The sequence below is a fragment of the uncultured Sphingomonas sp. genome (genome assembly GCF_964244265.1).
GTDB lineage: Bacteria > Pseudomonadota > Alphaproteobacteria > Sphingomonadales > Sphingomonadaceae > Sphingomonas.
Genome location: NZ_CAXTHV010000018.1, coordinates 1 through 23,528 on the forward strand (window position 1 = coordinate 1; position 23,528 = coordinate 23,528).

General features: G+C 66.4%; 31 protein-coding genes, 1 tRNA gene and 1 pseudogene. 9 read left to right on the forward strand and 24 right to left on the reverse strand.

Annotated features, from left to right (window positions below; all coding sequences use genetic code 11):
* From ACFE7K_RS08955 to ACFE7K_RS08970, 4 genes and pseudogenes are all read left to right on the forward strand, one after another.
* Positions 1–402, forward strand: a pseudogene (locus ACFE7K_RS08955) (6-phosphogluconate dehydrogenase (decarboxylating)); the annotation flags it as partial.
* Positions 399–1,223: a Cof-type HAD-IIB family hydrolase gene (locus ACFE7K_RS08960; protein ID WP_375397844.1), complete on the forward strand. Its 825-nt coding sequence runs from the start codon at positions 399–401 to the stop codon at positions 1,221–1,223. The pseudogene ACFE7K_RS08955 and the gene ACFE7K_RS08960, both read left to right, overlap by 4 nt.
* Positions 1,220–1,969: an HAD-IIB family hydrolase gene (locus ACFE7K_RS08965; RefSeq protein ID WP_375397845.1), complete on the forward strand. Its 750-nt coding sequence runs from the start codon at positions 1,220–1,222 to the stop codon at positions 1,967–1,969. The genes ACFE7K_RS08960 and ACFE7K_RS08965 overlap by 4 nt, the downstream gene beginning before the upstream one ends.
* Positions 1,970–2,046: 77 nt before the next feature.
* Positions 2,047–3,735, forward strand: a complete 1,689-nt coding sequence (locus ACFE7K_RS08970) for an MFS transporter (RefSeq protein ID WP_375397846.1) — start codon at positions 2,047–2,049, stop codon at positions 3,733–3,735.
* Positions 3,736–3,746: 11 nt separating this feature from the next.
* On the opposite strand, the gene ACFE7K_RS08975 is transcribed toward ACFE7K_RS08970, so the two are convergent.
* The 10 genes from ACFE7K_RS08975 to ACFE7K_RS09020 form a co-directional block, all read right to left on the reverse strand.
* Positions 3,747–5,066, reverse strand: coding sequence for a bifunctional folylpolyglutamate synthase/dihydrofolate synthase (locus tag ACFE7K_RS08975; RefSeq protein WP_375397847.1), 1,320 nt, complete (start codon positions 5,064–5,066; stop codon positions 3,747–3,749).
* Between the two features lie 21 nt (positions 5,067–5,087).
* Positions 5,088–5,945 (reverse strand): acetyl-CoA carboxylase, carboxyltransferase subunit beta, encoded by an 858-nt coding sequence (accD, locus tag ACFE7K_RS08980; RefSeq protein WP_375397848.1) that lies wholly within the window; start codon positions 5,943–5,945, stop codon positions 5,088–5,090.
* Positions 5,942–6,742 (reverse strand): tryptophan synthase subunit alpha, encoded by an 801-nt coding sequence (gene trpA, locus ACFE7K_RS08985; RefSeq protein WP_375397849.1) that lies wholly within the window; start codon positions 6,740–6,742, stop codon positions 5,942–5,944. The genes accD and trpA overlap by 4 nt, the downstream gene beginning before the upstream one ends.
* An 8-nt stretch (positions 6,743–6,750) precedes the next feature.
* Positions 6,751–7,959 carry a tryptophan synthase subunit beta gene (trpB, locus tag ACFE7K_RS08990; RefSeq protein ID WP_375397850.1) on the reverse strand — a complete coding sequence of 403 codons (1,209 nt, stop codon included), beginning with the start codon at positions 7,957–7,959 and terminating at the stop codon, positions 6,751–6,753.
* Positions 7,960–8,015: 56 nt separating this feature from the next.
* On the reverse strand, positions 8,016–8,654 hold the full coding sequence (locus tag ACFE7K_RS08995) for a phosphoribosylanthranilate isomerase (RefSeq protein ID WP_375397911.1): 639 nt from the start codon (positions 8,652–8,654) through the stop codon (positions 8,016–8,018).
* Positions 8,651–9,172, reverse strand: coding sequence for a GNAT family N-acetyltransferase (locus ACFE7K_RS09000; RefSeq protein WP_375397851.1), 522 nt, complete (start codon positions 9,170–9,172; stop codon positions 8,651–8,653). Before ACFE7K_RS09000 ends, ACFE7K_RS08995 begins: the two co-directional genes overlap by 4 nt.
* A 40-nt stretch (positions 9,173–9,212) precedes the next feature.
* Positions 9,213–9,887: an orotidine-5'-phosphate decarboxylase gene (pyrF, locus tag ACFE7K_RS09005; protein ID WP_375397852.1), complete on the reverse strand. Its 675-nt coding sequence runs from the start codon at positions 9,885–9,887 to the stop codon at positions 9,213–9,215.
* The gene (locus ACFE7K_RS09010; RefSeq protein WP_375397853.1) at positions 9,884–10,204 is read right to left on the reverse strand and encodes a hypothetical protein; all 321 of its coding nucleotides are present in this window, start codon (positions 10,202–10,204) and stop codon (positions 9,884–9,886) included. Before ACFE7K_RS09010 ends, pyrF begins: the two co-directional genes overlap by 4 nt.
* Positions 10,205–10,257: 53 nt before the next feature.
* Complete coding sequence (locus ACFE7K_RS09015) at positions 10,258–10,998, reverse strand: endonuclease/exonuclease/phosphatase family protein (protein ID WP_375397854.1); 741 nt, start codon at positions 10,996–10,998, stop codon at positions 10,258–10,260.
* Positions 10,999–11,038: 40 nt separating this feature from the next.
* Positions 11,039–11,114 (reverse strand) — tRNA-Thr (locus ACFE7K_RS09020).
* A 123-nt stretch (positions 11,115–11,237) separates the two neighbouring features.
* Here ACFE7K_RS09020 and ACFE7K_RS09025 point away from each other — a divergent pair.
* On the forward strand, positions 11,238–12,068 hold the full coding sequence (locus ACFE7K_RS09025; RefSeq protein WP_375397855.1) for a hypothetical protein: 831 nt from the start codon (positions 11,238–11,240) through the stop codon (positions 12,066–12,068).
* Positions 12,069–12,079: 11 nt separating this feature from the next.
* Here the strand turns inward: ACFE7K_RS09025 and ACFE7K_RS09030 are convergent, their stop codons facing one another.
* Positions 12,080–12,958, reverse strand: a complete 879-nt coding sequence (locus tag ACFE7K_RS09030; RefSeq protein ID WP_375397856.1) for a hypothetical protein — start codon at positions 12,956–12,958, stop codon at positions 12,080–12,082.
* Positions 12,948–14,261 carry a replication-associated recombination protein A gene (locus ACFE7K_RS09035; RefSeq protein WP_375397857.1) on the reverse strand — a complete coding sequence of 438 codons (1,314 nt, stop codon included), beginning with the start codon at positions 14,259–14,261 and terminating at the stop codon, positions 12,948–12,950. Before ACFE7K_RS09035 ends, ACFE7K_RS09030 begins: the two co-directional genes overlap by 11 nt.
* Positions 14,262–14,503: 242 nt before the next feature.
* Here ACFE7K_RS09035 and ACFE7K_RS09040 point away from each other — a divergent pair, with 242 nt between their 5' ends.
* The gene (locus ACFE7K_RS09040; protein WP_375397912.1) at positions 14,504–15,037 is read left to right on the forward strand and encodes a PadR family transcriptional regulator; all 534 of its coding nucleotides are present in this window, start codon (positions 14,504–14,506) and stop codon (positions 15,035–15,037) included.
* 85 nt (positions 15,038–15,122) lie between these two features.
* Complete coding sequence (locus ACFE7K_RS09045; protein ID WP_375397913.1) at positions 15,123–15,437, forward strand: DUF2218 domain-containing protein; 315 nt, start codon at positions 15,123–15,125, stop codon at positions 15,435–15,437.
* Positions 15,438–15,485: 48 nt separating this feature from the next.
* Here ACFE7K_RS09045 and ACFE7K_RS09050 read toward each other — a convergent pair whose 3' ends face one another.
* The 9 genes from ACFE7K_RS09050 to ACFE7K_RS09090 form a co-directional block, all read right to left on the reverse strand.
* Entirely contained in the window at positions 15,486–15,908 is a 423-nt protein-coding gene (locus ACFE7K_RS09050; protein WP_375397858.1) for a SufE family protein, read from the reverse strand.
* Positions 15,909–15,962: 54 nt separating this feature from the next.
* The gene (locus tag ACFE7K_RS09055) at positions 15,963–16,214 is read right to left on the reverse strand and encodes a hypothetical protein (protein ID WP_375397859.1); all 252 of its coding nucleotides are present in this window, start codon (positions 16,212–16,214) and stop codon (positions 15,963–15,965) included.
* 32 nt (positions 16,215–16,246) lie between these two features.
* Positions 16,247–16,516 (reverse strand): hypothetical protein, encoded by a 270-nt coding sequence (locus ACFE7K_RS09060; protein ID WP_375397860.1) that lies wholly within the window; start codon positions 16,514–16,516, stop codon positions 16,247–16,249.
* Between the two features lie 25 nt (positions 16,517–16,541).
* Positions 16,542–16,670, reverse strand: coding sequence for a hypothetical protein (locus tag ACFE7K_RS09065; RefSeq protein WP_375397861.1), 129 nt, complete (start codon positions 16,668–16,670; stop codon positions 16,542–16,544).
* 108 nt (positions 16,671–16,778) lie between these two features.
* The gene (locus tag ACFE7K_RS09070; RefSeq protein ID WP_375397862.1) at positions 16,779–17,090 is read right to left on the reverse strand and encodes a hypothetical protein; all 312 of its coding nucleotides are present in this window, start codon (positions 17,088–17,090) and stop codon (positions 16,779–16,781) included.
* Positions 17,091–17,116: 26 nt separating this feature from the next.
* Positions 17,117–17,494 (reverse strand): envelope stress response membrane protein PspC, encoded by a 378-nt coding sequence (pspC, locus tag ACFE7K_RS09075; protein ID WP_375397863.1) that lies wholly within the window; start codon positions 17,492–17,494, stop codon positions 17,117–17,119.
* 1 nt (position 17,495) lies between these two features.
* Positions 17,496–17,765: an envelope stress response membrane protein PspB gene (pspB, locus tag ACFE7K_RS09080; RefSeq protein ID WP_375397864.1), complete on the reverse strand. Its 270-nt coding sequence runs from the start codon at positions 17,763–17,765 to the stop codon at positions 17,496–17,498.
* Position 17,766: 1 nt separating this feature from the next.
* Positions 17,767–18,435 carry a phage shock protein PspA gene (pspA, locus tag ACFE7K_RS09085; protein WP_375397865.1) on the reverse strand — a complete coding sequence of 223 codons (669 nt, stop codon included), beginning with the start codon at positions 18,433–18,435 and terminating at the stop codon, positions 17,767–17,769.
* A gap of 87 nt (positions 18,436–18,522) precedes the next feature.
* On the reverse strand, positions 18,523–18,669 hold the full coding sequence (locus ACFE7K_RS09090; RefSeq protein ID WP_375397866.1) for a hypothetical protein: 147 nt from the start codon (positions 18,667–18,669) through the stop codon (positions 18,523–18,525).
* Between the two features lie 175 nt (positions 18,670–18,844).
* On the opposite strand from ACFE7K_RS09090, the gene pspF reads away from it, so the two are divergent.
* Complete coding sequence (gene pspF / locus ACFE7K_RS09095) at positions 18,845–19,852, forward strand: phage shock protein operon transcriptional activator (RefSeq protein ID WP_375397867.1); 1,008 nt, start codon at positions 18,845–18,847, stop codon at positions 19,850–19,852.
* A gap of 123 nt (positions 19,853–19,975) precedes the next feature.
* Positions 19,976–20,596: a superoxide dismutase gene (locus ACFE7K_RS09100; RefSeq protein ID WP_375397868.1), complete on the forward strand. Its 621-nt coding sequence runs from the start codon at positions 19,976–19,978 to the stop codon at positions 20,594–20,596.
* A 37-nt stretch (positions 20,597–20,633) separates the two neighbouring features.
* Here ACFE7K_RS09100 and ACFE7K_RS09105 read toward each other — a convergent pair whose 3' ends face one another.
* Genes ACFE7K_RS09105 through mtaB form a run of 3 tightly spaced genes read right to left on the reverse strand, consistent with a single transcriptional unit; the run spans position 20,634 to position 23,505 of the window.
* The gene (locus ACFE7K_RS09105) at positions 20,634–21,335 is read right to left on the reverse strand and encodes an inner membrane-spanning protein YciB (protein ID WP_375397869.1); all 702 of its coding nucleotides are present in this window, start codon (positions 21,333–21,335) and stop codon (positions 20,634–20,636) included.
* Positions 21,332–22,264: a signal recognition particle-docking protein FtsY gene (gene ftsY, locus ACFE7K_RS09110; protein ID WP_375397870.1), complete on the reverse strand. Its 933-nt coding sequence runs from the start codon at positions 22,262–22,264 to the stop codon at positions 21,332–21,334. The genes ACFE7K_RS09105 and ftsY overlap by 4 nt, the downstream gene beginning before the upstream one ends.
* The gene (gene mtaB / locus ACFE7K_RS09115; RefSeq protein WP_375397871.1) at positions 22,261–23,505 is read right to left on the reverse strand and encodes a tRNA (N(6)-L-threonylcarbamoyladenosine(37)-C(2))-methylthiotransferase MtaB; all 1,245 of its coding nucleotides are present in this window, start codon (positions 23,503–23,505) and stop codon (positions 22,261–22,263) included. The genes ftsY and mtaB overlap by 4 nt, the downstream gene beginning before the upstream one ends.
* Between the last annotated feature and the right edge of the window lie 23 nt (positions 23,506–23,528).

Consider the following 23,528-nt stretch of genomic DNA (forward strand, 5'->3'; position numbering starts at 1 on the left):
AACGGCATCGAATACGGCCTGATGCAGGCCTATGCCGAGGGCTTCGACATCCTGAAGGGCAAGGTGTCCGACAAGTTGCCCGAGGACGAACGTTTCGACCTCAACCTGGCCGACATTGCCGAGGTCTGGCGGCGCGGCAGCGTCATCTCGTCGTGGCTGCTCGACCTGTGCGCGGCGGGGCTGGCAAAGGATGTCGCGCTCGAACATTTCAGCGGCCGGGTGGCCGATTCGGGCGAAGGGCATTGGACGATCCAGGCGGCGATGGAAGAGGCCGTGCCCGCCTACGTTCTGTCGGCGGCATTGTTCGCGCGCTATCGCAGCCGAGTCGAACATACGTTCGGCGACAAATTGCTGTCGGCGATGCGCTTCGGCTTCGGCGGGCATGTCGAGATGCCGCAGTGAGCGACGTGCCGGTCCGGCTGGTCGTGTCCGACGTTGACGGCACGCTGGTCAGGAAGGACAAGTCGCTGTCGCCGCAGAATATCGCGGCGGCGCATAGATTGCGGGTTGCCGGCATTCCGATGACGCTGATCTCGGCGCGACCGGTATCGGGGGTCCTGCCGCTGATTACGCCGATGGTGATCGATATTCCGCTGGCTGCATTCAATGGGGGCACGATCTTCCGTCCCGACGGCAGCATCGTGGCCGCGCATCGCGTGCCGCCAGAGGTTGCCGCCGGCATCTTCGCGCTGGCCGAGGACGCCGCGGTCGATCGCTGGGTATTTGCCGATGATCGCTGGTTTGCGACAACGGTCAAGGGCGTCCATGTCGAACATGAACGCCTTGCGTCGAACCAGGAACCGGTCATCCGCGACCGTTTCGAAGACCTGTACGACCGGATCGACAAGATCACCTTCGTCAGCGACGATGCCGACACCCTGAAGGACCTTGCCGGACGCGCGACGGCGATTTTCGGTGGGCAGGCGACGATCGGGCAGAGCCAGACCTATTATCTCGACGTGACCTCTATCCACGCCAACAAGGGCGACGGGGTCAAGGCGATCGCCGGCCTGCTCGGCATTCCGCTCGACGCAATTGCCGTGATCGGCGACATGGACAACGACACCGCGATGTTCGCGGTCGCTGGCCTGTCGATCGCCATGGGGCAATCGCCCGACCGGGTTAAACGCGCGGCGCGCCTGGTCACGTCCAGCAACGACGAGGACGGCGTTGCGCACGCCATCGATGCGATAATTCTGCCACGAGTGGGAGCACAGGCATGATCAGATTGGTGGCGTTCGACCTGGACGGAACATTGGCGCTGAGCAAGCAGCCGCTGGACGACGACATGGTCGAACGCATCGCCGATCTGCTGGACGTGGCGATGATCGACGTGATCTCGGGCGGCGACTGGCCGCAATTTGAGAAACAGGTGATCGGCCGCATGGCGCCGCGGGCCAACCTGGCCAATTTGTTCGTTCAGCCCACCACCGGCACGAAGATGTACCGATTTGTCGATGGCGGCTGGCAGGCGGTCTATGCCGAGCTGTTCAGCGAGGAGGAGCGCAAGACGATCATCGACGCCTTCGATACCGCGATGCGCGAGGAGGGGTTCGACAGGGGAGAGACGTGGGGCGAGCGCGTCGAGGATCGTGGCAGCCAGGTGACCTTTTCGGCCCTCGGCCAACAGGCTCCGCTGGAGGCCAAGGACAGCTGGGATCCGGATCACGCCAAACGCAAGCTGCTCCAGGCGCGGCTGCGCAAGGTGCTACCGGACCTGTCGATCAATATTGGCGGCGCGACATCGGTCGATATCACGCGCAAGGGCGTGGACAAGCAATATGGCCTGCGCAAACTGATGCCGATCGCGGGGGTCGCCAAGGAGGAAATGCTCTTCATCGGCGACGCCATCTTTCCCGGCGGCAACGACTATCCGGCAAAGGAAATGGGGCTCGACGTGATCCGCGTCGCCTCCGTCGACCAGACCAAGGGCGCGATCGCGACGTTGGCGCTGCTTCTCAAGCGCTGAACATGGCGGCGGCGGGCGGGGCTGGCGTCGCCCAAAATTGCGGTTAGTGTCGCCCTCGTGCAAGGGGGAACGCCGGAATGAACGATGCCGTCGCGCGACCAAAGGGGTGGCGGCTGTTTGTACGCGCGGTGCAGACGCGCAAGTCGGCGTCCATGCTGGCGTTCGGCTTCTCTTCGGGACTGCCGTTCGCGTTGCTGGTCGGCACGCTGACCGCGTGGCTGGGGGAGGCGGGGGTCAAGCTGGCGACGATCGGCGTGTTGTCGTGGATCGGGCTGACCTATGCCTTCAAGTTCCTGTGGTCGCCGCTGGTTGATCGGCTGGAATTGCCGGTGGTGGGCGCGCTGGGGCGCCGCAAGGGCTGGATCGTGCTATGCCAGGCGGTCATGATCATCGCGCTGATCGGACTGGTGACGACCGATCCCACCCAGCACATCGCGCGTTTTGCGCTTTTTGCGTTCCTGGGGGCGATGGGGTCGGCGACGCAGGACATCGCGATCGACGGCTGGCGGATTGACGCTGCCGACGACGAATCCCCGGTGGAATTGCTTTCCGCGGTCAACCAGTTGGGTTTTCGCGTTGCCGGCATCGTCGGCGGAGCTGGCGCGCTGTACCTGGCGGCGCGGATAAGCTGGCCGTCGGTTTATCTGGTGATGACCGCGCTCATGGCGACGATGCTGATTATCGCGCTGACCGCACCCGACACGAAGCGACTGCCGAGCGAGGCGGTGGCCATGCTTTCCCAGCCGGGCGAGATCGAGCCGCGTACTCGCGCCGTCGCCCTGCTGGTTGTCGCGGTCAGTTGGGTCTGGGCGATCGTCACCTTGATCGCGTTCATGGCATTGATGCTGGCCCCCGTGCCGCCGGGCGGGAAGCCGCCGTCACCGGGCGACTTTCTGAAGGTGTACGGGCCGCTGATTGTCATCGCCACGGTGCTGGTGCCGCTGGGCGTGGCGGCGATCCTCAACGGGATGAAGGCACGGGGTCGCCACATCCAGGCGACTGCAGATCAGACGATTTCGGCCGTGCGCGGCATCGCCAACCACCTTTACGGCGCCCTGATCGCACCGCTTGCTGATCTGGTCGAGCGGTTGGGCTGGGGCGTGTTGGCGGTGATTGGCCTCATCCTCACCTATGCCTTGTGCTATAACATCTGGGCGTCATTCGCTTACCCCTTCTACCTCGACTACATGCACTATACGAAAGACGAGGTGGCGTTCGCCTCCAAGATCTTCGGGATCTTCATGTCGATCCTGGGGGTCAGCATCGGCGGGTATCTGTTCCTCCGGATCGGGCGTTTTCCGACCGTGCTGATCGGTGCGGTGCTGCCGATCTTCGGCAATTTCGTCTATGCCGATCTCGCCGATGGCGCGCGCAACATCGACGTCGTGCTGCATCTCTTGCGGCTCGACCTACTGGCCCAGATGCTGGGCAGTGATGCGCGGATGGCACGGCTGTTGCTGTCAATCTGTTACGAGAACATCTCGACCGGGCTCGCGCTCGCGGCATTCGTGGCCTATTTATCGAGCATCGTCAGCAAGCGGTTTGCAGCGGTGCAATATGCCGTGTTGTCGTCGCTGACGTTCCTGATCGGGTCCCTGGGCAAAGGCGTAGTCGGCGAGATGTTCGATGCGATCGGCTATGCCCCGGTATTCCGCTATGTCGCGGCAGTCGGGCTGTTCGCCATCATATTCGTGTTGATCGAGTGGCTACGCGCCGCCCGTGTAACCGCGATCGTCGAGCCGGGCCATACCGGGAAAGCGGCCTGACGCCTTGTGCTCTATACCGGCAGCTCGCCATTCGCCGCCAGCACGTGCCCCGCGAGATACAGCGACCCCAGGATAAGAATATTTCTCGGCACGGGACCGGCCAGCATATCCAGCCCCGCGGCAACGTCGGGTGCGGTGTCCGCGACCACCCCCAGCGACCGCGCGATCGCTGCGATCTGCCCCGGCGAATGATGCTCGTGGCCGGGGATCGGCACGGCGATGAGCCGGTCGATGCATGCTGCGATTGGCGACAGCAATCCTGCGGCATCCTTGTTGGCGAGCATGCCGACGATCAAGCTCCAGCCTTCATTCGAGCGGTTGCTTCCCAGCGTAGCAAGCGAAGCCGCAATCGCCTCGGCAGCGGCGGCATTGTGGGCACCGTCGAGCCAAACACTCGCGTGGGCGACGCGACGTGTCAGCGCTCCATTACCCAACCGCTGCATCCGAGCCGGCCAGCGCGCACTGCTTGCCGCGGTACGATAAGCCATGGCCGGGATGATCAGCCGGCGTTGATGGCGCAGCATCGCGATCGCCAGCGCCAGGTTGGCCGCCTGGTGTGCGCCTGCTAGCGCCGGCAGTGGCGTTTTGATGGCACCATTGCCATCTTCATAAATCAGCGCGTCGTCACCCGCCGACCACCGCCAGCGGACTTCCTCATCAGCCAGCAGCGCGCCTCGATCATGCGCGACCTTGGCTGTTATCGCCGCTACCGTCGCCGGATAGCGCATCGTCACCAGCGGCACGCCGGGCTTGGCGATCCCGGCCTTCTCCGCGGCAATTGCCTCGATCTTGTCGCCCAGGAAGCTCTGATGGTCGATGCCGAGTTGGGCGATGCCGGTAATGAGGGGCCGAGCTATCACATTGGTCGCATCCAGCCGGCCGCCAAGCCCCACCTCGATTATACATGCATCGGCGGGGATGCGCGCAAAGGCTAGGAACGCGGCCGCGGTCGTCACTTCGAAGAAGCTCGCGCCGATATCGCCGCCGGCATCGAGCACCTCGGCCAGCAGCGGCGCCAATGCGGCATCGTCGATCAGCTCGCCGGCCAGCCTGATGCGCTCGTTGAAGCGGACAAGATGCGGGCTGGAATAGACGTGCGCGCGATATCCCGCGGCTTCGAGCGCGGTACGCAGGAAGGCACAGGTAGATCCCTTCCCATTGGTACCCGCGACATGGAGCACCGGCGGCAATCGTTCCTGCGGATTGCCAACGCGCGCAAGGAGCGCGGTGATCCGCCCCAGCCCGAGGATGTCGGCACCAGGCGACAGCACCCGCAGACGGTCAAGCTGCACCTGGACGGCAGGATCGCTGGAAACGGCGTGATCGGGCATCGGTAGAACGGACGGACGATCCTACGCCGCCTGCCGCGACGTGCATAGATAATCGATCAGGCTGACCAAAGTCGCTTTCAGGTCACGGCGATGGGTGACCATGTCAAGCATGCCGTGCTCGAGCAGATACTCGGCACGCTGAAACCCTTGCGGCAGCTTTTCGCGGATCGTCTGCTCGATCACCCGCTGCCCAGCAAAGCCGATCAGCGCGCCGGGTTCGGCGATCTGGATGTCTCCCAGCATCGCATAGCTGGCGGTGACGCCGCCCGTGGTCGGATCGGTCAGGACCACGATGTACGGCAGACCGGCATCGTGCAGCATCTGCACCGCCACCGTCGCGCGGGGCATCTGCATCAGGCTGAGAATACCCTCCTGCATCCGGGCGCCCCCGGCGGCCGTGAAAATGATATAAGGCACCATATCGGTGATCGCATTCTCGATGCCGCGGATGAACGCCTCACCCACCGCCACTCCCATCGACCCGCCCATGAACGCAAAATCCTGAACGCCGACAACCACCTCGCGACCATCGATCAATCCGATCGCATTGACCAGCGCGTCGTTCTTGCCCGTGGCGACGCGGGCGGCCTTGATCCGGTCGACATAGCGTTTCTGGTCACGGAACTTCAGGGGATCGTCGGTCACTCGCGGCGAAGGCAACTCGCGACACGATCCGGCGTCGAAGAGTTGCGCGAAACGCTGTGCCGGGCCGATGCGCTCATGATAAGCGCAATTTGGGCAGACGTGGAGATTATCCTCCAGTTCCTTGACGAACACCATTTGCCCGCAGCCCCGGCATTTGTGCCATAGATTGTCGGGGCTCTCCTTTTTTGGAATGACGTAGGACAGCGCGTTGCGGACGTTGGTTAACCAGCTCATGTCAGTTCCTTGGCCACGGCATGGATAGCTGTCGACAGGGTTTCGATATAAGCGCGCACCGGGCCAGCCGCCGCCGTTCCATGCCGCGCGACGATCTCGACGATTGCCGAACCGACCACCACACCGTCGGCGACCCGCGCGATGGCCGCTGCCTGATCGGGGGTACGAACGCCGAAGCCCACCGCGACCGGAAGATTGGTCGCCGCCTTCAGCCTCCTGACGGCCTCCTCGATCGATGATTGCTGCGCTTGGTGCAGACCGGTGATGCCCGCAACCGACACGTAATAGACAAACCCTGCGGCGCCCGCGAGCACCACCGGCAGGCGCATGGCGTCAGTAGTAGGGGTAGCGAGGCGGATCGGCGCGATGCCGGCCACGCGCAGGGTCGGGCCGAGCGCGTCGTCCTCCTCGGGGGGTACGTCGACGCAGATCACGCCATCGACGCCGGCTTGCTGCGCAGCATTGGCAAACCATTCAGGACCCCGCCGCAGCATCGGATTGGCATAACCCATTAGAATTACCGGTATCGATGGATGCCGTGCTCTGAAGGTGGCCGCAATATTTAGGAGATCGGCAGTAGTAGTGCCCGCGGCAAGACTGCGCAGGTTGGCCGCCTGGATCGCCGGGCCATCGGCCATCGGATCGGTAAACGGCATGCCGAGCTCGATCACGTCGGCGCCGCCGGCGACGAGCGCGTCGAGGATCGCGCCTGTCGCGGAGGGCGATGGATCACCACCCGTGACGAAAGTTATTAGCGCGGGACGGCCCTGCGCGAAGGCAGCTGAAAGGCGGGTCACTTGCTTTATCAGATTTCCACACCCAGCGCGCTAGCGACTGTGAAGATGTCCTTGTCACCGCGCCCGCACAGGTTTGCGAGGATGATCTGGTCTGGCCGCATTTCCCGCGCGCGTTTCGCTACGGCAGCGATAGCATGGGACGGTTCGAGCGCGGGGATGATCCCTTCTGTGCGGCAGAGCAGCTGGAAGGCATCCAGCGCCTCGACGTCGGTTGCCGCCGTATAATCGATGCGGCCGGTCTCCTTCAGCCAGGCATGTTCCGGTCCGATACCGGGATAATCGAGCCCTGCCGAGATCGAATGCGCCTCGGTGATCTGGCCGTCCTCGTCCTGCAACAGATAAGTCTTGTTGCCGTGGAGGACGCCGGGAGAACCGCCCGCCAGCGATGCCGCATGCCGTGCATCCAAGCCTTCCCCCGCCGCCTCGACGCCCAGCATCTTCACGTCGGCATCGTCGAGGAACGGATGAAACAGGCCGATCGCGTTGGAACCGCCACCGATCGCCGCGACCAAGAGGTCGGGCAGGCGCCCGGTCCGATCCAGAATCTGGGCGCGCGCTTCGATACCGATCACGCTCTGGAAATCGCGGACCAGCTCGGGATAGGGGTGGGGGCCGGCGGCGGTGCCGATTAGATAAAACGTGTCGTGGACGTTCGCGACCCAGTCGCGCATTGCCTCGTTCATCGCGTCTTTGAGCGTTTTCGCGCCGCTGGTGACGGGTCGAACCTCGGCGCCGAGCAGCTTCATGCGGAAGACGTTGGGCGCCTGCCGCTCGACATCCTTGGCGCCCATGTAGATCACGCAGGGCAGCCCGAAACGGGCGCAGACGGTGGCGGTGGCGACGCCGTGCTGGCCCGCGCCGGTTTCGGCGATGATCCGCGTCTTGCCCATCCGCAGGGCGAGCAGGATCTGGCCGACACAATTGTTGATCTTGTGCGCGCCGGTGTGATTGAGCTCGTCGCGCTTGAACCACACCTGCGCGCCGCCCAATGCCTGGGTCAGGCGTTCGGCGAAATAAAGCGGGCTGGGACGGCCGACATAATGTTCGAGCAGATCGTCAAACTGCGCCTCGAACGCCGGATCGGCCTTGGCGGCGCGATATTCGCGCTCGAGGTCGAGGATCAGCGGCATCAGCGTCTCGGCGACATAACGGCCGCCGAACGCGCCGAAATGGCCGCGCTCGTCGGGCTGGGCGCGATAGGAATTGGGAGCGTTCATACGATGCGGCTTTATCACCAGCGCGGGGCGTGTCGAGCGAAGTCGCCGCCCTTTCCCTATATCGTCGCCACCGCCGCGAGGAATGCCGCGATGCTCGCCACGTCCTTTACCCCCGGCGCGCGCTCGACGCCCGACGACACGTCGACCAACGTCGCGCGCGTCCGCCGCGCCGCTTCGGCGACATTGGCGGCGGTCAGCCCGCCGGACAGCGCCCAGGGCAGCCGATGCCTGAAGCCGTCGAGCAACCCCCAGTCGAAACGGACCCCCAGGCCGCCGGGCAGTGCCGCGTCCCCGGGCGTCTTGGCATCGTACAAAAGGCGATCGGCGGCGCCGGCATAGGCGGCGCCGGCGGCAAGGTCGGCGGCGGTCCTGACCGGGATCGCCACCCATGTTTCGCAACGATAGCGGCCGCGGATCGCCGCCACGCGATCGGGCGCGGTCAGGTGCAGCTGGATCGCATCGAGCTGTCCTGCCGCGGTCGCGCCGGCGAGCAGCGCGTCGTCGGGATCGACAAAAATCCCGACGCGCTTCACCCGCGCCGGCACCCGCGGCGCCAATCCCGCCACGCGATCGAGCGGGATGTCGCGCGGACTGGGCGCGAAGAACACGAAGCCGACATGGCTCGCCCCGCCGGCGATCGCCGAGTCGAGCGTGTCGGGCGTCGACAGGCCGCAGATCTTGGCAGCCACCATCAGACCGTCGCGCGCAGCGGCTTTTCGAGGACGGCCATGAACAGGCGCGGGTCGAGGTCGATCGGGAAATCGCGCCGCTCGCCGGTCCGCGCATAGCCGCGCCGTTCGTAATAGGCGATCAGATCGAGCCGGCGCTCGATCACGGTCATCTCGATATGGCGTGCGCTGAACGTCCTGCGCGCCAGTTCCTCGGCGGCCTGGATCAATTGTCCACCCAGACCCGCCGCCTGCAACCGGGGATCCACGCACAGCATGCCCAGATAGGCCATGCAGTCGCCATGATCGGTCACCGCGACGCAGCCGATCGGCATGCCTCCACGCTCGGCGACTAGCAGTCGCATGTCGGGATCGTCGATGATCGCCGCCAGCGTCGCCTGGTCGGTGCGATCGCCCTCGATCAGGTCGGCTTCATGGGTCCAGCCGAGCCGGGCGGTGTCGCCGCGATAGGCGCGCTCGATCAGCGGGTGGAGCAGCGGCAGGTCGGCGCGCGTCGCCAGGCGGATGGTGGAATCATCGTTCATCCATCGCAGATAGCGTCCCGCCGGCGGACGGCAATGCCCGTCAAAACGTGGCGGCGATGGCACGCGCGGCGACGTCGGGATCGGCGGCGGCGGTGATGGGTCGCCCGATCACCAGGATCGACGCGCCGGCGTCGATCGCCGCGCGCGGGGTGACGACGCGCTTCTGGTCGCCGATCGCGGCATCGGCCGGACGCACGCCGGGGACGACGAAGAACCCCCCGGGCCACGCGCGATGCGCCGCCGCCACTTCGGCGCCCGAACAGACGATGCCGTCGACCCCCGCCTCCTGCGCCACCGTGGCCAGCCGCGCGACCTGATCGGCCAGGCCGCCCGACCCGCCGATGGCGGCCAGGTCAGCGTCGTCGAGGCTGGTCAGCATCGTCACCGCGACTACTTTCGTCCCGGTCGGCGCCGCCGCCTTGGCGTCCTCCATCATGGCGCGCCCGCCGGCGGCGTGGACCGTGAGGATCGCCGGGTCCAGCCCGCGCAAGGCCTGGATCGCCTTGCCCACGGTATTGGGAATGTCGTGGAGCTTGAGGTCGAGGAAGATCGGCAGACCCAGCGCATGCATCTCGACCACGCCGTGGCGACCATTGGCAAGGAAGAATTCCAGCCCCAGCTTGATCCCGCCGACATGGTGGCGAACCCGCGTCGCGATGGAGCGCGCCTGGTTGATGTCCGGCGTGTCCAGCGCGACGAACAGCGGGTTGCTCACGCAAGCGGCGCCGTACCGGGCGGGTTGGCCGGTGGGGGCAGCGGCTGCGCGCCCATCGGGACATGCGCCGGACGGATATCCAGGATCACGCGCTCCGCGGTCGCCAGCCGTTGCTGAAGGCGCCAGCGCGCCGCGCGATGATAGAGCCAGGTGGGGATCAGTCCCGCCAGGAAGGTCAGCAGCAGCAGGAACGGCAGATTGACGTCGGCGACCAGGCCGCCCCACAGGTTGATCGGCACCGTGTTCCAATTGCCGAAGGTGAACATCGCCGCGACGAACGCGATCAGGCACCAGAACAATATCTTGAGGAACTGCATTCCGAGAGGCTAGTCTCGGGCGCATGTTTTGACCAGCCTCCGGCAGGCCATTTTCATCGCCGCTCGATCGTCGCCCAGATCGGCAGATGGTCCGACGCCTGGCGGGCGAGCGCCGACATGTGCACGCCGCACGAAACGACGCGCAGGTCGGGCGAGGTCATGATGCGGTCGAGCCGGGCGACCGGGCGGCGCGAATGGAAGCTGGGCCCGGTGGGGGCGAGCGCGAACCGCCGCGTGAACTCGCCCAGGCAGCCGGCGGCGCGGCTCCATTCGTTGAGGTCGCCCATCATGATCGTCGGCAGCGCGCCAGCCTTGCCGTCGAGATGCGCCAGGACCGCGCGCGCCTGTCGCCGCCGCCACAATCCCGACAGATCGAGGTGCATGCCGACCACGCGCATCGTCGCCCCCGCCAGCGCGATATCGGCGCAGATCGCCCCGCGCGGTTCCAGCGTGGGCAGGTGGATCGCCGCGCAATCGGCCACATTGGCTGTCTTGCGCACCAGCAGGACGTTGCCGTGCCACCCCGCCGACAAGGCGCGCGCGCCAGGGGAGTGCGCGCCGGCAGAGTGGGCACCGGGGGCGCGCGTGCCGAACGACACCGCCTTCCACGGACTGTGGTCGGCGAGGTGGTGGGGGCTGAGGATCGCGGCGCGCGCGCCGAAACGGCGATCGGCCTCCTGCAGCGCGACGATGTCGGCATCGATCTCGTGCAGTACCGCCAGGATACGCTCCGGGTTGCGGATGCGGTCGGTGCCGACCGCCTTGTGGATGTTGTAGCTGGCGACCTTGATCATCGAGCAGATTTTATGCCGTTGGCTTTTCACGTGGTCGAAATGGTGCCGGTTGCAGGAATCGAACCCGCGACCTTCGGTTTACAAAACCGCTGCTCTACCAGCTGAGCTAAACCGGCATCCGCGCCGCCATGCGTCAGGGAATGCCGAAGGTCCAGTCGTAGCGGATCGGTCTATACTTGATTGAAAGGACTTTTCGAAAAAGACCGCTCCGTCGGCAGCGCGCCGAACCGGGGGAGAACATGACCGTGAAACGGATATTGGCGGCGATCATGGGGTGCATCCTGTCGGCGGCATGCACCCCCGCGGCAAACACCGGCGACCCGGCAAGCTATGCCAAGAGCATGACCGCGATGACCAGCGACATGGCCGCGGACCGCAAGGCCGAACTGCGCGATGCGCTGGTCGCGATCACCTTCGACCAGGCCGATCCCGCCGCCGGGATGTGGTCGCAGGCCGATGCCGCCTCGCCGGTCTTCGTGTCGGCGGGCGACAAGATCAACGGCAAGACCGCCGACCAGATCATCCGGCTGGGTTATCAGACCCGGATCGGACTGATCGACAAGGCGATCGCCGAGGACGCCGCGGCAATCCAGCGGATCAAGGCCGAGCGCGCCAAATATGCCGCGGTGTTCGACAACATCCATATCGACGGCGCGCGTTACCACGTCGTCAACAACGGGTTCATGGACGACCCGACGATATCGTTCACGATCACCAACGGCGCGAAGTTCCCGATCAAGCGCGTCTATCTCCACGGCATCCTGACCTCGCCCGGCCGCGCGATCCCGTGGGTCAGCGACGACATCAACTATGAATTCAGCGGCGGGCTGGAGCCGGGGGAGAACCAGGCGCTCGACCTGGCGCCCAACATGTTCGGCGCGTGGAAGATCGACGATCGCTACAGCCGCCGCCCCGACCTAATGCTCGTATTGACCGTGACCAATGTCGAGGATGCCGGTGGCCAACAGCTGTTGCAGGGCGACCCCGGCGACGTCGCGGCCAAAGCGGCCGATGCCGACAAATTGCAGCGGCTGCGCGCCGGTCTAGCAGCGAAACTCGCCAAGCTGTAGCACGCGGCGCGTCAGGGAATGCCGAAGGTCCAGCCTTCGCTGTCGGCGATGTCGGGGGTGAGCGCGGACGGGTGCCACAGATCGTCGCGCCCGGCGGACGCCCGCAGCCATGCCGAAGCCAGGATCGCGTCGGTCGCATGGTCGTCGAGCCAGGTTTCGCCGGCGTGCGGCGCGCTGTCGACCCGCGCCAGCGCGGCGTTCAGCGCGGCGATGCTGCGCAGCTTGGCGCGCCCGCGTGGGACCCCGGCGGCACGCGCCGCGATCGTCGTGTAGATCTCGACCACCAGCGCGCCCGACGGCGGCACCGGATCGAACGGCCAGACGGGAATGCGGCCATCCAGATGATGGAGCAGGCGCATGCCGGCGAAGCTGGCCTTGGCGACCTGGGCCGCGCCGATCGCGTCATAGACGGTCGACGCCTTGCCGCCGCCCGCGTCGTTATAGCGCATCTCACAGGCGCGATAATGCAGGAAGGCGGACTTTGCGCCGTCCGCCGCGCCCAGGTAGAAATGCCGCCCGCGCCGTTCCTCCAGGAATGCGGCGGCGCCGAGATCCGGGTCGGCGCTGTGGCGGTCGACATAGGCCCATAAAGCGCGGGCGCCGGGCGCGTCGGTTTCGCCCGGCAGGTGCGCGCCGCGCGTCATGAACGGCGCCGAAAAGCTGAAGTCGAACCCGACCAGCAGCGGCGTTTCCCGCTGGGCGAGCAGCCAGTCGAGAATGCCGCCGCGCGACCAGGCCCGCCCCGGCGGCGCGACCAGTTGCGGCGCCGCCCGGCCGGCCGCGCAGATCGCCAGCGCGATGCCGGGATGATGCCGGCCCCTGGCGCCCGACCAGTCGATCGCGGCGAAGCGGGTGAAATGGTTCCGGCGCCCGATCGCGTCACCGGCCATCGCGCAGCGCCTGCCAATGCGCCAGCCGATCGCGCAGCCGCGCCTCGAACCCGCGATCGGTCGGCGCGTAGAATTTCTGCGCGCCCATCTCGTCGGGCCAGTAGTTCGCGCCCGAAAAACCTTCGTCTTCGTCGTGATCATATGCATAATCCTTGCCGTAGCCGATGTCCTTCATCAGCCTGGTCGGCGCGTTCAGGATGTTCGCGGGCGGCATCAGCGAGCCGGTCTCCCTTGCGCTGCGCCACGCCGCCTTCTGCGCGGCGTAAGCGGCATTCGATTTGGGCGCGGTGGCGAGGTAGAGGCAGGCCTGGGCGATCGCCAACTCGCCCTCCGGGCTGCCGAGGAAGTCGTAGGCGTCCTTCGCCGCGATACACTGCGTGAGCGCCTGCGGGTCGGCAAGGCCGACATCCTCCACCGCGGCGCGGATCAGGCGGCGCAGGACGTAGAGCGGCTCCTCGCCTGCGGTCAGCATGCGCGCGAGGTAATAGAGTGCTGCCTGCGGGTCCGACCCGCGAATCGATTTGTGGAGGGCGGAAATGAGGTTGTAATGCCCGTCGCGATCCTTGTCGTATACCGCGACGCGACGTTGCAGGAACGCCGACAGCCCGGCCGGATCGAGCGGGTCGGGCAGGTCGACCGAGAACAGCGTCTCGGCCTGGTTGAGCAGGAACCGCCCGTCGCCGTCGGCGCAGGCGATCATCGCGTGGCGCGCATCGGGGGTGAGGGGCAGGAGCCGGCCCTCGACCGCCTCGGCGCGATCGAGCAGCCGTTCGAGCGCGGCCGCGCCGAGCCGGTGGAGGATCAGCACCTGCGCGCGGCTGAGCACGGCGGCGTTGAGCTCGAAGCTGGGATTTTCGGTGGTCGCGCCGACGAGGGTGACGGTGCCGTCCTCGACATAGGGCAGGAAGCCGTCCTGCTGCGCGCGGTTGAAGCGGTGGATCTCGTCCACGAACAGCAACGTGCGTCTGCCGATTCGGGCATGCTCGCGCGCCTCGGCAAAGGCCTTTTTGAGATCGGCGACGCCGGAGAATACCGCGCTGATCGCGACAAAGCGCAGGCCCACCGCATCGGCGAGCAGGCGCGCGATCGTCGTCTTGCCCGTGCCCGGTGGCCCCCACAGGATCATCGACGACAGCCGCCGCGCCGCGACCATCCGCCCGATCGCGCCGTCGGGGCCGGTGAGGTGCTCCTGCCCCACGACATCCTCCAGCCGCCGTGGCCGCAGCCGGTCGGCGAGCGGAGCGTCGGCGGGCGCCATGTCGGGAGCGGCGGCAGGTTCGAAACCGGCGAAGAGATCGGCCATCGGGCGAGGATAAGCCAATGTTCACCAAAGTTCACGGGGGTAATCGCCAACCTGGGCCGGACGGCTGGGGTCGAAACGTCATCGTGCGCAGGACGAATATTCCCAAGATACATCTTGACATCGTTAAACTAAGATATATCTTGATGCTATCGTGATAACAAAGGAGTCCACGAATGTTTGCCTATTTCGAAAACGGTCGCTGCCGTCCCGGCGGCGATGGCCAGGTTCATGGCCGGCATGCCATGCGCGGCGGTTGGGGCCATAAGCGCGGCTTTGGCGGTCCGGGCGAGCGCGGGGGACGAGGCGAAGGCCGCAGCCGGCGCATGTTCGACGGCGGCGAGTTGCGGCTCGTGCTGCTCAAGCTGATCGCCGACGAGCCGCGCCACGGCTATGACCTGATCCGCGAGATCGAGCGGCTGACCGGCGGCGCCTATGCGCCCAGCCCGGGAATCGTCTATCCGACGATCACCCTGCTCGACGACATGGGCCTGATCGAACCGCGGCAGAGCGAGGGCGCCAAGAAGGCGTTCGCGATCACCGACTGCGGCACCGCCGAACTCGACGCCAATCGTGCGCTGGTCGAGGCGCTGATCGCGCGGCTGACCGCCCTAGGCGAGGATCGGCAGAAGACCGATTCGACATCGCTACGTCGCGCAATGGGCAATTTGCGCGAGGTATTGGTCAACCGCCTTCGTGCGGTCGATGTCGATGACGACACGCTGCACCAGGTCGTTGCACTGATCGACGAGGCCGCGCAGAAGATCGATCGGCTGTAGGAGTCGGTGTGGAAATTCGCGGAACAGCGAATTTCGGCATCGCACAATGCGCTATCAGCGCGTTTCAACCAAAGGCTATAGCATCATGACCATTACCTCGACCGCCCGCGTGCCGACGGCGAACGCCAGCAAATACCTCCAGCAATTGTGCAAGCACTGGCAGCACAATCTGACCGTAGACTTCACCCCGGACCATGGCACCGTGGTGTTCCCGAAGAACGCGCGCGGCGCCGACTGGCCCGACGATGCGCTGGTAACCTTCGAGGCCGAGGCCGAGACGCTCGAGGTCAGGATCGACGCAAGCATTGAGCCACAGCTCGAGGGTTTGAAAGGCGCCGTCGCCAGCCATCTCGATCGATTCGCCTTCCGCGAGGCACCGCTTGCCTTCGACTGGCGCTGACCGCGTCGGGACAATTGCGAGGATGCCGATCGGCATCACGTTCGCCTGTCAATCGAGCGGGCGGTCCGAGGCGAAGCGCGCGGCGATCGCGCGGATCAGCGCGATCATGTTGGGGATGCCCTGGGTGCGGTTCGAGCTCAGCTGCGCCTTCAGGTCGAACGGCGCCAGCGCGGCGCCGATGTCGGTCGCCAGGATGTCGGCCGGCCCGCGATCCTGCACCGCGATCAGGACAAGGGCGATGATCCCCTTGGTGATGGCCGCATTGCTGTCGGCTAGGAAGTGGAGCGCGCCATCGTCGCGCACCGTCGGATAGACCCATACCGACGCCGAGCAACCGCGCACCAGCGTCGCGTCGGTCTTGAGCGGACCCGGCATCGGCTCCAGCGTGCGGCCGAGGTCGATCAGCAGGCGATAGCGGTCGTCGGCATCGAGGAACGAATAGTCGTCGTGCAGGTCGGCAAGGGTCGGCATGCCAGCGCTATACCGTGGCCCGCGGCCCTGCCAAGCGCATGGGTCTGCACCCGGTCAGAGATCCACCCCGGACGCGATCGCTTCGAGCTTGCGGATGCGCTCCTTGAGGTCGGCGATGTCGATCCGGGCGCCGGCATTGGGTAGCGACGGTCCGTCGTTCGGCTCGCGGCGGCCGCCGAACGTCGCCAGTTCCTGCGCCTTGAGGGTCAACCACCCGCGCCAGCCGGCAAGCGCGGCGAGGCAGATCATGCCCAGACCGGCGAGGCCGGCGACAGCGGCGGTGAAATAGAAATTGGGGTCGGTCATGACAGACGTCTCCATGATTGGTCTCGGCCGGTTCAGCGATCGCGGTCGCGCAGCTTTTCGATCTTGCGGTCGAGATTGCTGCTGCTGCCATTGCTGTCGGTAATGACGCGCTCCAGCACGGCGACGCGCTCCTTCAAGCCCTGGATGTCGCCGCGCAGCCGCTGGTTCTCGTCGGCCGCGGCGGTATCGCGCAGGGCATAGTCGTTGCCGTGCTTGTCGCGCCCGACGCCGTATCTGGCGCGGATCACGCCACCGACCGTCACGATCACCACGATCGCCACCACCATCTCGAACGGGTTCATGAAATCCTCCCTATGCTCGTGTCGTTCACTCGGCCGGCTGGACCAGTGATTCGAGGCGCATCGCGCGGCGGCGGGGACGGTCGACCCGTTCCGTGAAATAGACGGCGATGCCCGTCGGGATCGCCAGGATGGTCCAGAAAATCAGCATGCCCATGGTAGGTCCTCGTTCAGTTGAGCAGCGCGGGTAGATCGCGCAGGCTTTCGATTTGGTTGGCGACATGAGCCGGCCACGACCATCGTCGAACCGTTCATTCCGCTTTCATCAACCGCGCGTGCGCAGGTCGTCGATCTCGCGGCTGATCCGCTCGGCGGGGTCGGTGGCGATGCGTTCCAGCACCCGCAGCCGTTCCTCGAGGCGGCTGATCTGATCGACCAGTTTCTGGTTCTCGCCCGACAGCAGTTCGATCTGCCGTTCCGCGGCGAGGTCGGTATCGGCGAAGCGTTGCCGCCGATTATTGCGTCGTCCGCCGTCCTCGATCGGCAGGCCGTGCCTGGCGCGGATCGACATCTTGATGATGCCGCCGATGGTCACCATGGCGATGATGCAAAGGACGAAGAGTTGCCCGTCGTGCATCGTATTTCTCCCTTGATGCGGTTGGTTCAGCGCAGGCTGTCGATCTCGTCGGCCAGGCGGCTGTTGCGGCTGGTATAGAGCATCTCGATGTCGGCCAGCCGGCGGTCGATGTCGCGGAACTTCGATCGCACCTCGGCGGTCGAGCGCTTGGTGTTGGTCCTGACGCCCTGCCAGAACTTGGCGTCCTCGGCGTCGTCGTAAAGTCCATAGGGCTTGATCGGCGCCAGCCAGCCCGCGGCGAAATAGGCCAACAGGACCCAGCCGCTAGTGACGAAGGCCAGGATGACCGCGCTGACCCGGACGATCGTCAGGTCGATGCCGGTATAATCGGCGATGCCGGCGCAGACGCCCATCCATTTGGCGTTCTGCTTGTCGCGATAGAAAGTCGTGCGTGACGGGGACATCTCAATTCCTCCGGGAAACGGGGTAGTCGGCCGGCTCGGCGAGCGGCAGGCTCGCCTTCCAGTCGGGATGGTCGGCGGCGACGATGCGTTCGACCGTGGCAACGCGATCCTCAAGGCGGCGGGCGAGCGAATACATCTCGTCCAGCAGCTTCTCGTCCTCGTTGGTGATCCGGGGCGCCTGCTTCCACTTGGTGACGTAGTGCAGGATCACCCAGGGCAGTCCGAGGAACAGGATGCCGACGACGACGATCGGGACGATCAACTCATCCATCTCATGCCTCCTTGTTCAGGCGGGCCTTGAGCGCGGCGAGCTCGGCGTCGACCTTCTCGCTCGATTTCAGCTCGGCGATCTCTTCCTCAAGCGTCTTGGGCGCGGCGCCCAGGCCGGCGGCTTCGGCACGGCCCTCGGCCATGTCGACCCGGCGGTCGAGCACGTCGAAGCGCGAAAAGGCCTCCTGCGTGCGTCCGCTGTTATAGACCTCGCGCATGCGGAAGCGGTTGTTGGCGCTTTCCAGCCGCGTCGCGATCGCATTCTGGCGCGAGCGCGCTTCGGTCAGCTTCTTCTGCAGCTTGGCGATGTCCTCTTCCGACGCGCGCAGCGCATCGTCGAGCACGGTGATCTCGGCGGTCAGCTGGTCGGCCATGTCGCCGGCCTTCTGCCGCTCGACCAGGGCGGCCTTGGCCAGGTCCTCGCGGTCCTTCGACAATGCCAGCTCGGCCTTCTCGGTCCAGCTCTCCTGGAGCTTGTCGAGCTTGGCGATATGCCGGCGCATTTCCTTCTGGTCGGCGATGGTCCGCGCGGCGGAGGCGCGAACCTCGACCAGCGTCTCTTCCATCTCCAGGATGATCATGCGGATCATCTTTGCCGGATCTTCCGCCTTGTCGAGCAGGTCGGTGAAATTGGCGGCGATGATGTCGCGGGTGCGGGAGAAAATGCCCATTGGTGTTACTCCTCGAAGGTACGCGGTACGAAAGGGGGCGCCGGGACGGGAAGGGGGGTGACCCGCCCCGGCGAGCCGCGCGCGGGGTCAGCGCGCGACGTTGGCGACGGGAGCGATCGGCTGCGCCTGGGCCCCGGCGGGGCCAAGGGCGGCAAACATCAGAGCCGAGCCGCAGGCCAGGGTGCTGGCGAGAACCACGATGGTCCGACCGATGCTGTACGAAACCGAATGCATTGCAGTAACTCCCTGAAGCCGTTCATTGGCGCCGGACGATCCGGCGATGCCAGCAGCTTTGCAGGTAGCGTGCCATTTTCGGGAATGGCGGATTTGCGTGGCTTACCACCTCTACGCCATCGCTTCCGCAACAATCCCCTTGCCGACAATTGGGAAGATGCGCCAATGATTGGTGATGGAGCGAGCATCCCAGGTCATCGGCCAGTCAGGGCCCTTTCTCGACGCGCTTGAACGCGCCAGCCGGGCCGCGGCACTCGACCGCCCGGTATTGGTGATCGGCGAGCGCGGCACCGGCAAGGAACTGGTCGCCGAGCGCCTGCATCGCCTCAGCCCCCGTTGGGAGCACCCGCTGATCGTGATGAACTGCGCGGCGTTGCCGGAAACGCTGATCGAGGCGGAGTTGTTCGGTCATGAAGCGGGGGCCTTTACCGGCGCGACCCGCGCGCGGGTGGGGCGGTTCGAGGAGGCGCATCGCGGGACACTGTTCCTCGACGAGCTCGGCACGCTGAGCATGGCGGCGCAGGAGCGGCTGCTGCGCGCGGTCGAATATGGCGAGGTTACCCGGATCGGCGCCTCGCGCCCGCAGCGCGTGGACGTGCGGATCGTCGCGGCCACCAACGAGCATCTGCCCGCCCGGGTCGAGGCCAACCAGTTCCGCGCCGACCTGCTCGACCGGCTGAGCTTCGAGGTCGTGACGCTGCCGCCGCTGCGCGCGCGTCCGGGCGACGTGCCGGTGCTCGCCGACCATTTCGGCCGGCGCATGGCCGCCGAGATGGGACGCGACGACTGGCCCGGGTTCGGCGCGGCGGCGATGGATGCGCTGATCGACTATCAATGGCCGGGCAACGTCCGCGAGTTGCGTAACGTCGTCGAGCGGGCGGTCTATCGCTGGGAACGGCCGGGCCCGATCGAGGCGATCGAGTTCGACCCGTTCCTGTCGCCCCACCGCCCGGGCGCGCCGCTGACGCCGCCGCCGCTGGTCGACCATGTCGCGCCGCCGCCGTCGCCCGGCGAGGAACCGGCGGCCGACTTCAAGTCGCGGGTGGCCCGGTTTGAGCGCGACGTCCTGACCAAGGCGCTGGCCGCGAACCGGTTCAACCAGCGCCAGACCGCCGATGCGCTGGGTCTGAGCTATGACCAGCTGCGCCATGCGCTCAGGCGCCACGACCTGCTGCCCGGTTGAGGCTCGGCCCGGCCCGCGCCGACCCGGAGGTGGAATCGCTTGCGCAACGATGCCGGGGGACCCATTTGGCGGGAGCGGGCGTTCCAGTGCGATCGCCCCGGCCCCAGAAGGAGGAACTCCCCCATGGCTTTCGAACTCCCGCCGCTGCCCTATGACTATGACGCGCTTGCCCCGACGATCGACGGCGAGACGATGCGATTCCACCACGACAAGCACCACAAGGCCTATACCGACAAGCTGAACGAGGGCGTCGCGGCCGACCCGAAGCTGGCGGGCAAGACGATCGAGGAGATCCTCGGCACGATCTCGTCGCAGCCGCCGCTGGTGCGCAACAATGGCGGGGGATATTGGAACCACGACTTCTTCTGGAAGATCATGGCTCCGAACGGTTCCGGGGGCGGCGGCGCGCCGTCGGGCAAGCTGGCCGAGGCGATCGAGAACTATGGTGGCCTCGACAAGCTCAAGACCGATTTCAACACCAAGGGCGCGGGACAGTTCGGGTCGGGCTGGGCCTGGGTCGTGGCGGACGCATCGGGCACGCTGGCGATCGCCTCCACCCCCAACCAGGACAATCCGCTGATGGACGACGTGGCCGTCAAGGGTACGCCGATCCTGGGCAACGACGTGTGGGAACACGCTTATTACCTGACCTATCGCAACGACCGGGCGAAATACCTGGCGTCATGGTGGGACGTGGTCAATTGGGACGAGGCCGGCCGGATCTACGACGGCATCGCCGGCTGATCGGATCGGCGGGGCGCGCCCGCAGGGGCGTCCCGGTTCATTCGGGCGGCACCTGATCGATTGCCGCGTCCGCTTCCTTCGTCATCAGCCCGTGCCGCATCATCATCGGCACGTTGGCGAACGCGAACAGCATGGTCAGCGGGATCGCGCCCCACAGCTTGAACCCCGCCCAGAAGGTGATCGGATCACCGGCATGGGGCGCCGTCGCCCGCCACACCGCCTCGTTCAACATCGCCATGAAGACGAAGAACAACGCCCAGTTGCGCGTGAGCCTGCGCCAGCCGTCGGCGCTGAGACCGGGATAGGCGGTGCCGAGCAATTGTTCGAGCAGCGGCCGACCGGTCAGCAGCCCGAAGCCCAGCGTTCCCGCGAACAGCAGGTAGACGAAGGTCGGCTTCATCTTGATGAAGCTCGGGTCGTGGAAATAGACCGTAAGGCCGCCGAACACGACGACCAGCACGCCCGAAATCCACAGCATCGGCGAGATCGAGCCGAGCCTGATCTGGGATGCGATCATGGCGATGATCGTGGCGATCATGAACGCCGCCGTCGCGACGATGACGCGGGCGATGACCACCGCCTTCAGCCGTTCCATCCCGTCCAGCCCGTGCGTGACATAGGCCACCGACCTCATCAGCGGCGCGTCGGGCGCGAGAAAGGTGATCGCGACGAAGATCAGCAGCGGCGCATAATCGATCGCCAGCCGCAGTCCGGAATTGCCCTTTCCTGTAGCCGTCACAGCAATTCCTCCACCCCGGCGATGATCCGCGCGACTTCCCTCGGATCGAACGGGCGCAGATCGCCGATCTGTTCGCCGACGCCGATGGCGTGGATCGGCAGGCCGTATTTCTCCGCCGCGGCGACCAGCACGCCGCCGCGCGCGGTGCCGTCCAGCTTGGTCATGACCAGCCCGGTCACGCCCGCCATTTCGCGGAACACCTCGATCTGGTTGAGGGCATTCTGGCCGGTGGTCGCGTCGAGCACCAGGATGACGTCATGCGGCGACGCCGGGTTCAGGCGCCCGAGCACGCGGCGGATCTTCGCCAGCTCGTCCATCAGCTCGCGCTTGTTCTGAAGGCGTCCGGCGGTGTCGACGATCAGCGCGTCGATACCCTGGGCGGTCGCCTGCCTGACGCCCTCGAACACGATGCCGGCGGCGTCGCCGCCCTCGGCGCCGCGCACCAGGGGAACGCCGGCGCGGTCGGCCCAGGTCTGCAACTGGCCGATCGCGGCGGCGCGGAAGGTATCGCCGGCGGCGAGCATCACGCCGTAATCCTGCTCGGTCAGCAAATGGGCGAGCTTGGCGATGGTCGTCGTCTTGCCGGAACCATTGACCCCGATCACCAGGATGACCTGCGGCCGGGGGAAAGCCGCGATCTCCAGGGGCCGCGCGACGGTGGCCAGGACCTTCTCGATCTCCTCGGCGACGACCAGGCGAATGCCGAGTTCCTCCATGTTGCGCTCAAAGCTGCCTTCGGCCAGCCGGGCGCGGATGCGGGCGGCGGTGACGGGGCCGAGATCGGAAGCGACCAGCGCCTCCTCGATCGCGTCGAGCGTCGCATCCTCCAGCCGCGCCGTGCCGAGCCCCGCAAGGTTGCCGACGAGCTTGTCGGAGGTCTTGCGCAGGCCGCCGAGCAGCTTCTGGTGCCAGGAAGGGGTGGTGCTCATGCGGGGACGCCGACGAGATAGTCGGCCGTGACGGCGACGATGCGAACAGCCGCGATCGTTCCGACCGCGGCCGATGCCACGGGAAAACGCACGTCGGCGAAATTTCCGGCATGGCCGTGATCGCCCGGCGCCTCGATCAGCACCTCCTGCATCGTGCCGACCAACGACGCCAGCCAGCCGCTTCGTCGCCGCGCGGCCGCTTCCCTCAGCCTTGCGGCACGTTCGCGCCGGATTTCGGGCGCGACCTGCGGCATCCGCGCCGCCGGGGTGCCGCTGCGCGCCGAAAAGGGGAAGATATGCGCATGGACGATCCGGCAATCATCGATCAGCGCGAGCGTATTGACGAACTGCGCCTCCTCCTCGGTCGGGAAGCCGGCGATCAGGTCGGCGCCGATCGCGATGTCGGGGCGCGCGGCGTGCAGCCGAGCGACCAGGGCAAGGGCGTCGGCGCGGGCGTGACGGCGCTTCATCCGCTTGAGGATCAGGTCGTCTCCCGCCTGGAGCGACAGGTGGACGTGCGGCATCATGCGCGCGTCCTGGGTCAGCAGCGCGAACAGCAGGTCGTCGATTTCGGGCGCGTCGAGCGACGAGAGCCGCAGCCGTTCCAGCGCGGGCACGTGGCGCAGGATGCGCTCGACCAGCCCGCCGAGCGTCGTCGGGCCGGGCAGATCATGACCGTAGCTGGTCAGGTCGACCCCGGTCAGCACGACCTCGCGCTTGCCGCCGTCGACCAGCCGGGCGATCGTGTCGACCACCGCACCGGCCGGCACCGAGCGGCTGGGCCCGCGCCCGGCGGGGATCGCGCAGAAGGTGCAGGAATGGTCGCAGCCATTCTGCACCTCGACAAAGGCGCGCGCCTGGCCATCGGCGACCGCCGGCGCCTGGCCGGGCGCGACCGGCACGAAGTCGCCGAAGACGAGCGGGTCGGTCGAGGCCCAGGCAGCACGAGCAAGCTTGTCGGCATTGCCGATCACGCGGTCGACTTCGGGCATCGCCGCGAAGCTCGCCGGGTCGATCTGGGCGGCGCAACCGGTCACCGCCAGGATTGCGCCCGGCCGGTCGCGACGCGCCCGACGAATTGCCCGGCGCGTCGCCTTGACCGCTTCATTGGTCACGGCGCAGCTGTTGACCACCAATATGTCGGCGTTGCCCAGCAGCGCGCGGATCGTTCCACCTTCGGCGATGTTGAGCCGGCAGCCCAGGTTGATAACGGACGGCCCGGCGGCGGGGGAAGAAGCCATGGCGGGCGACTTAGGATCGATGG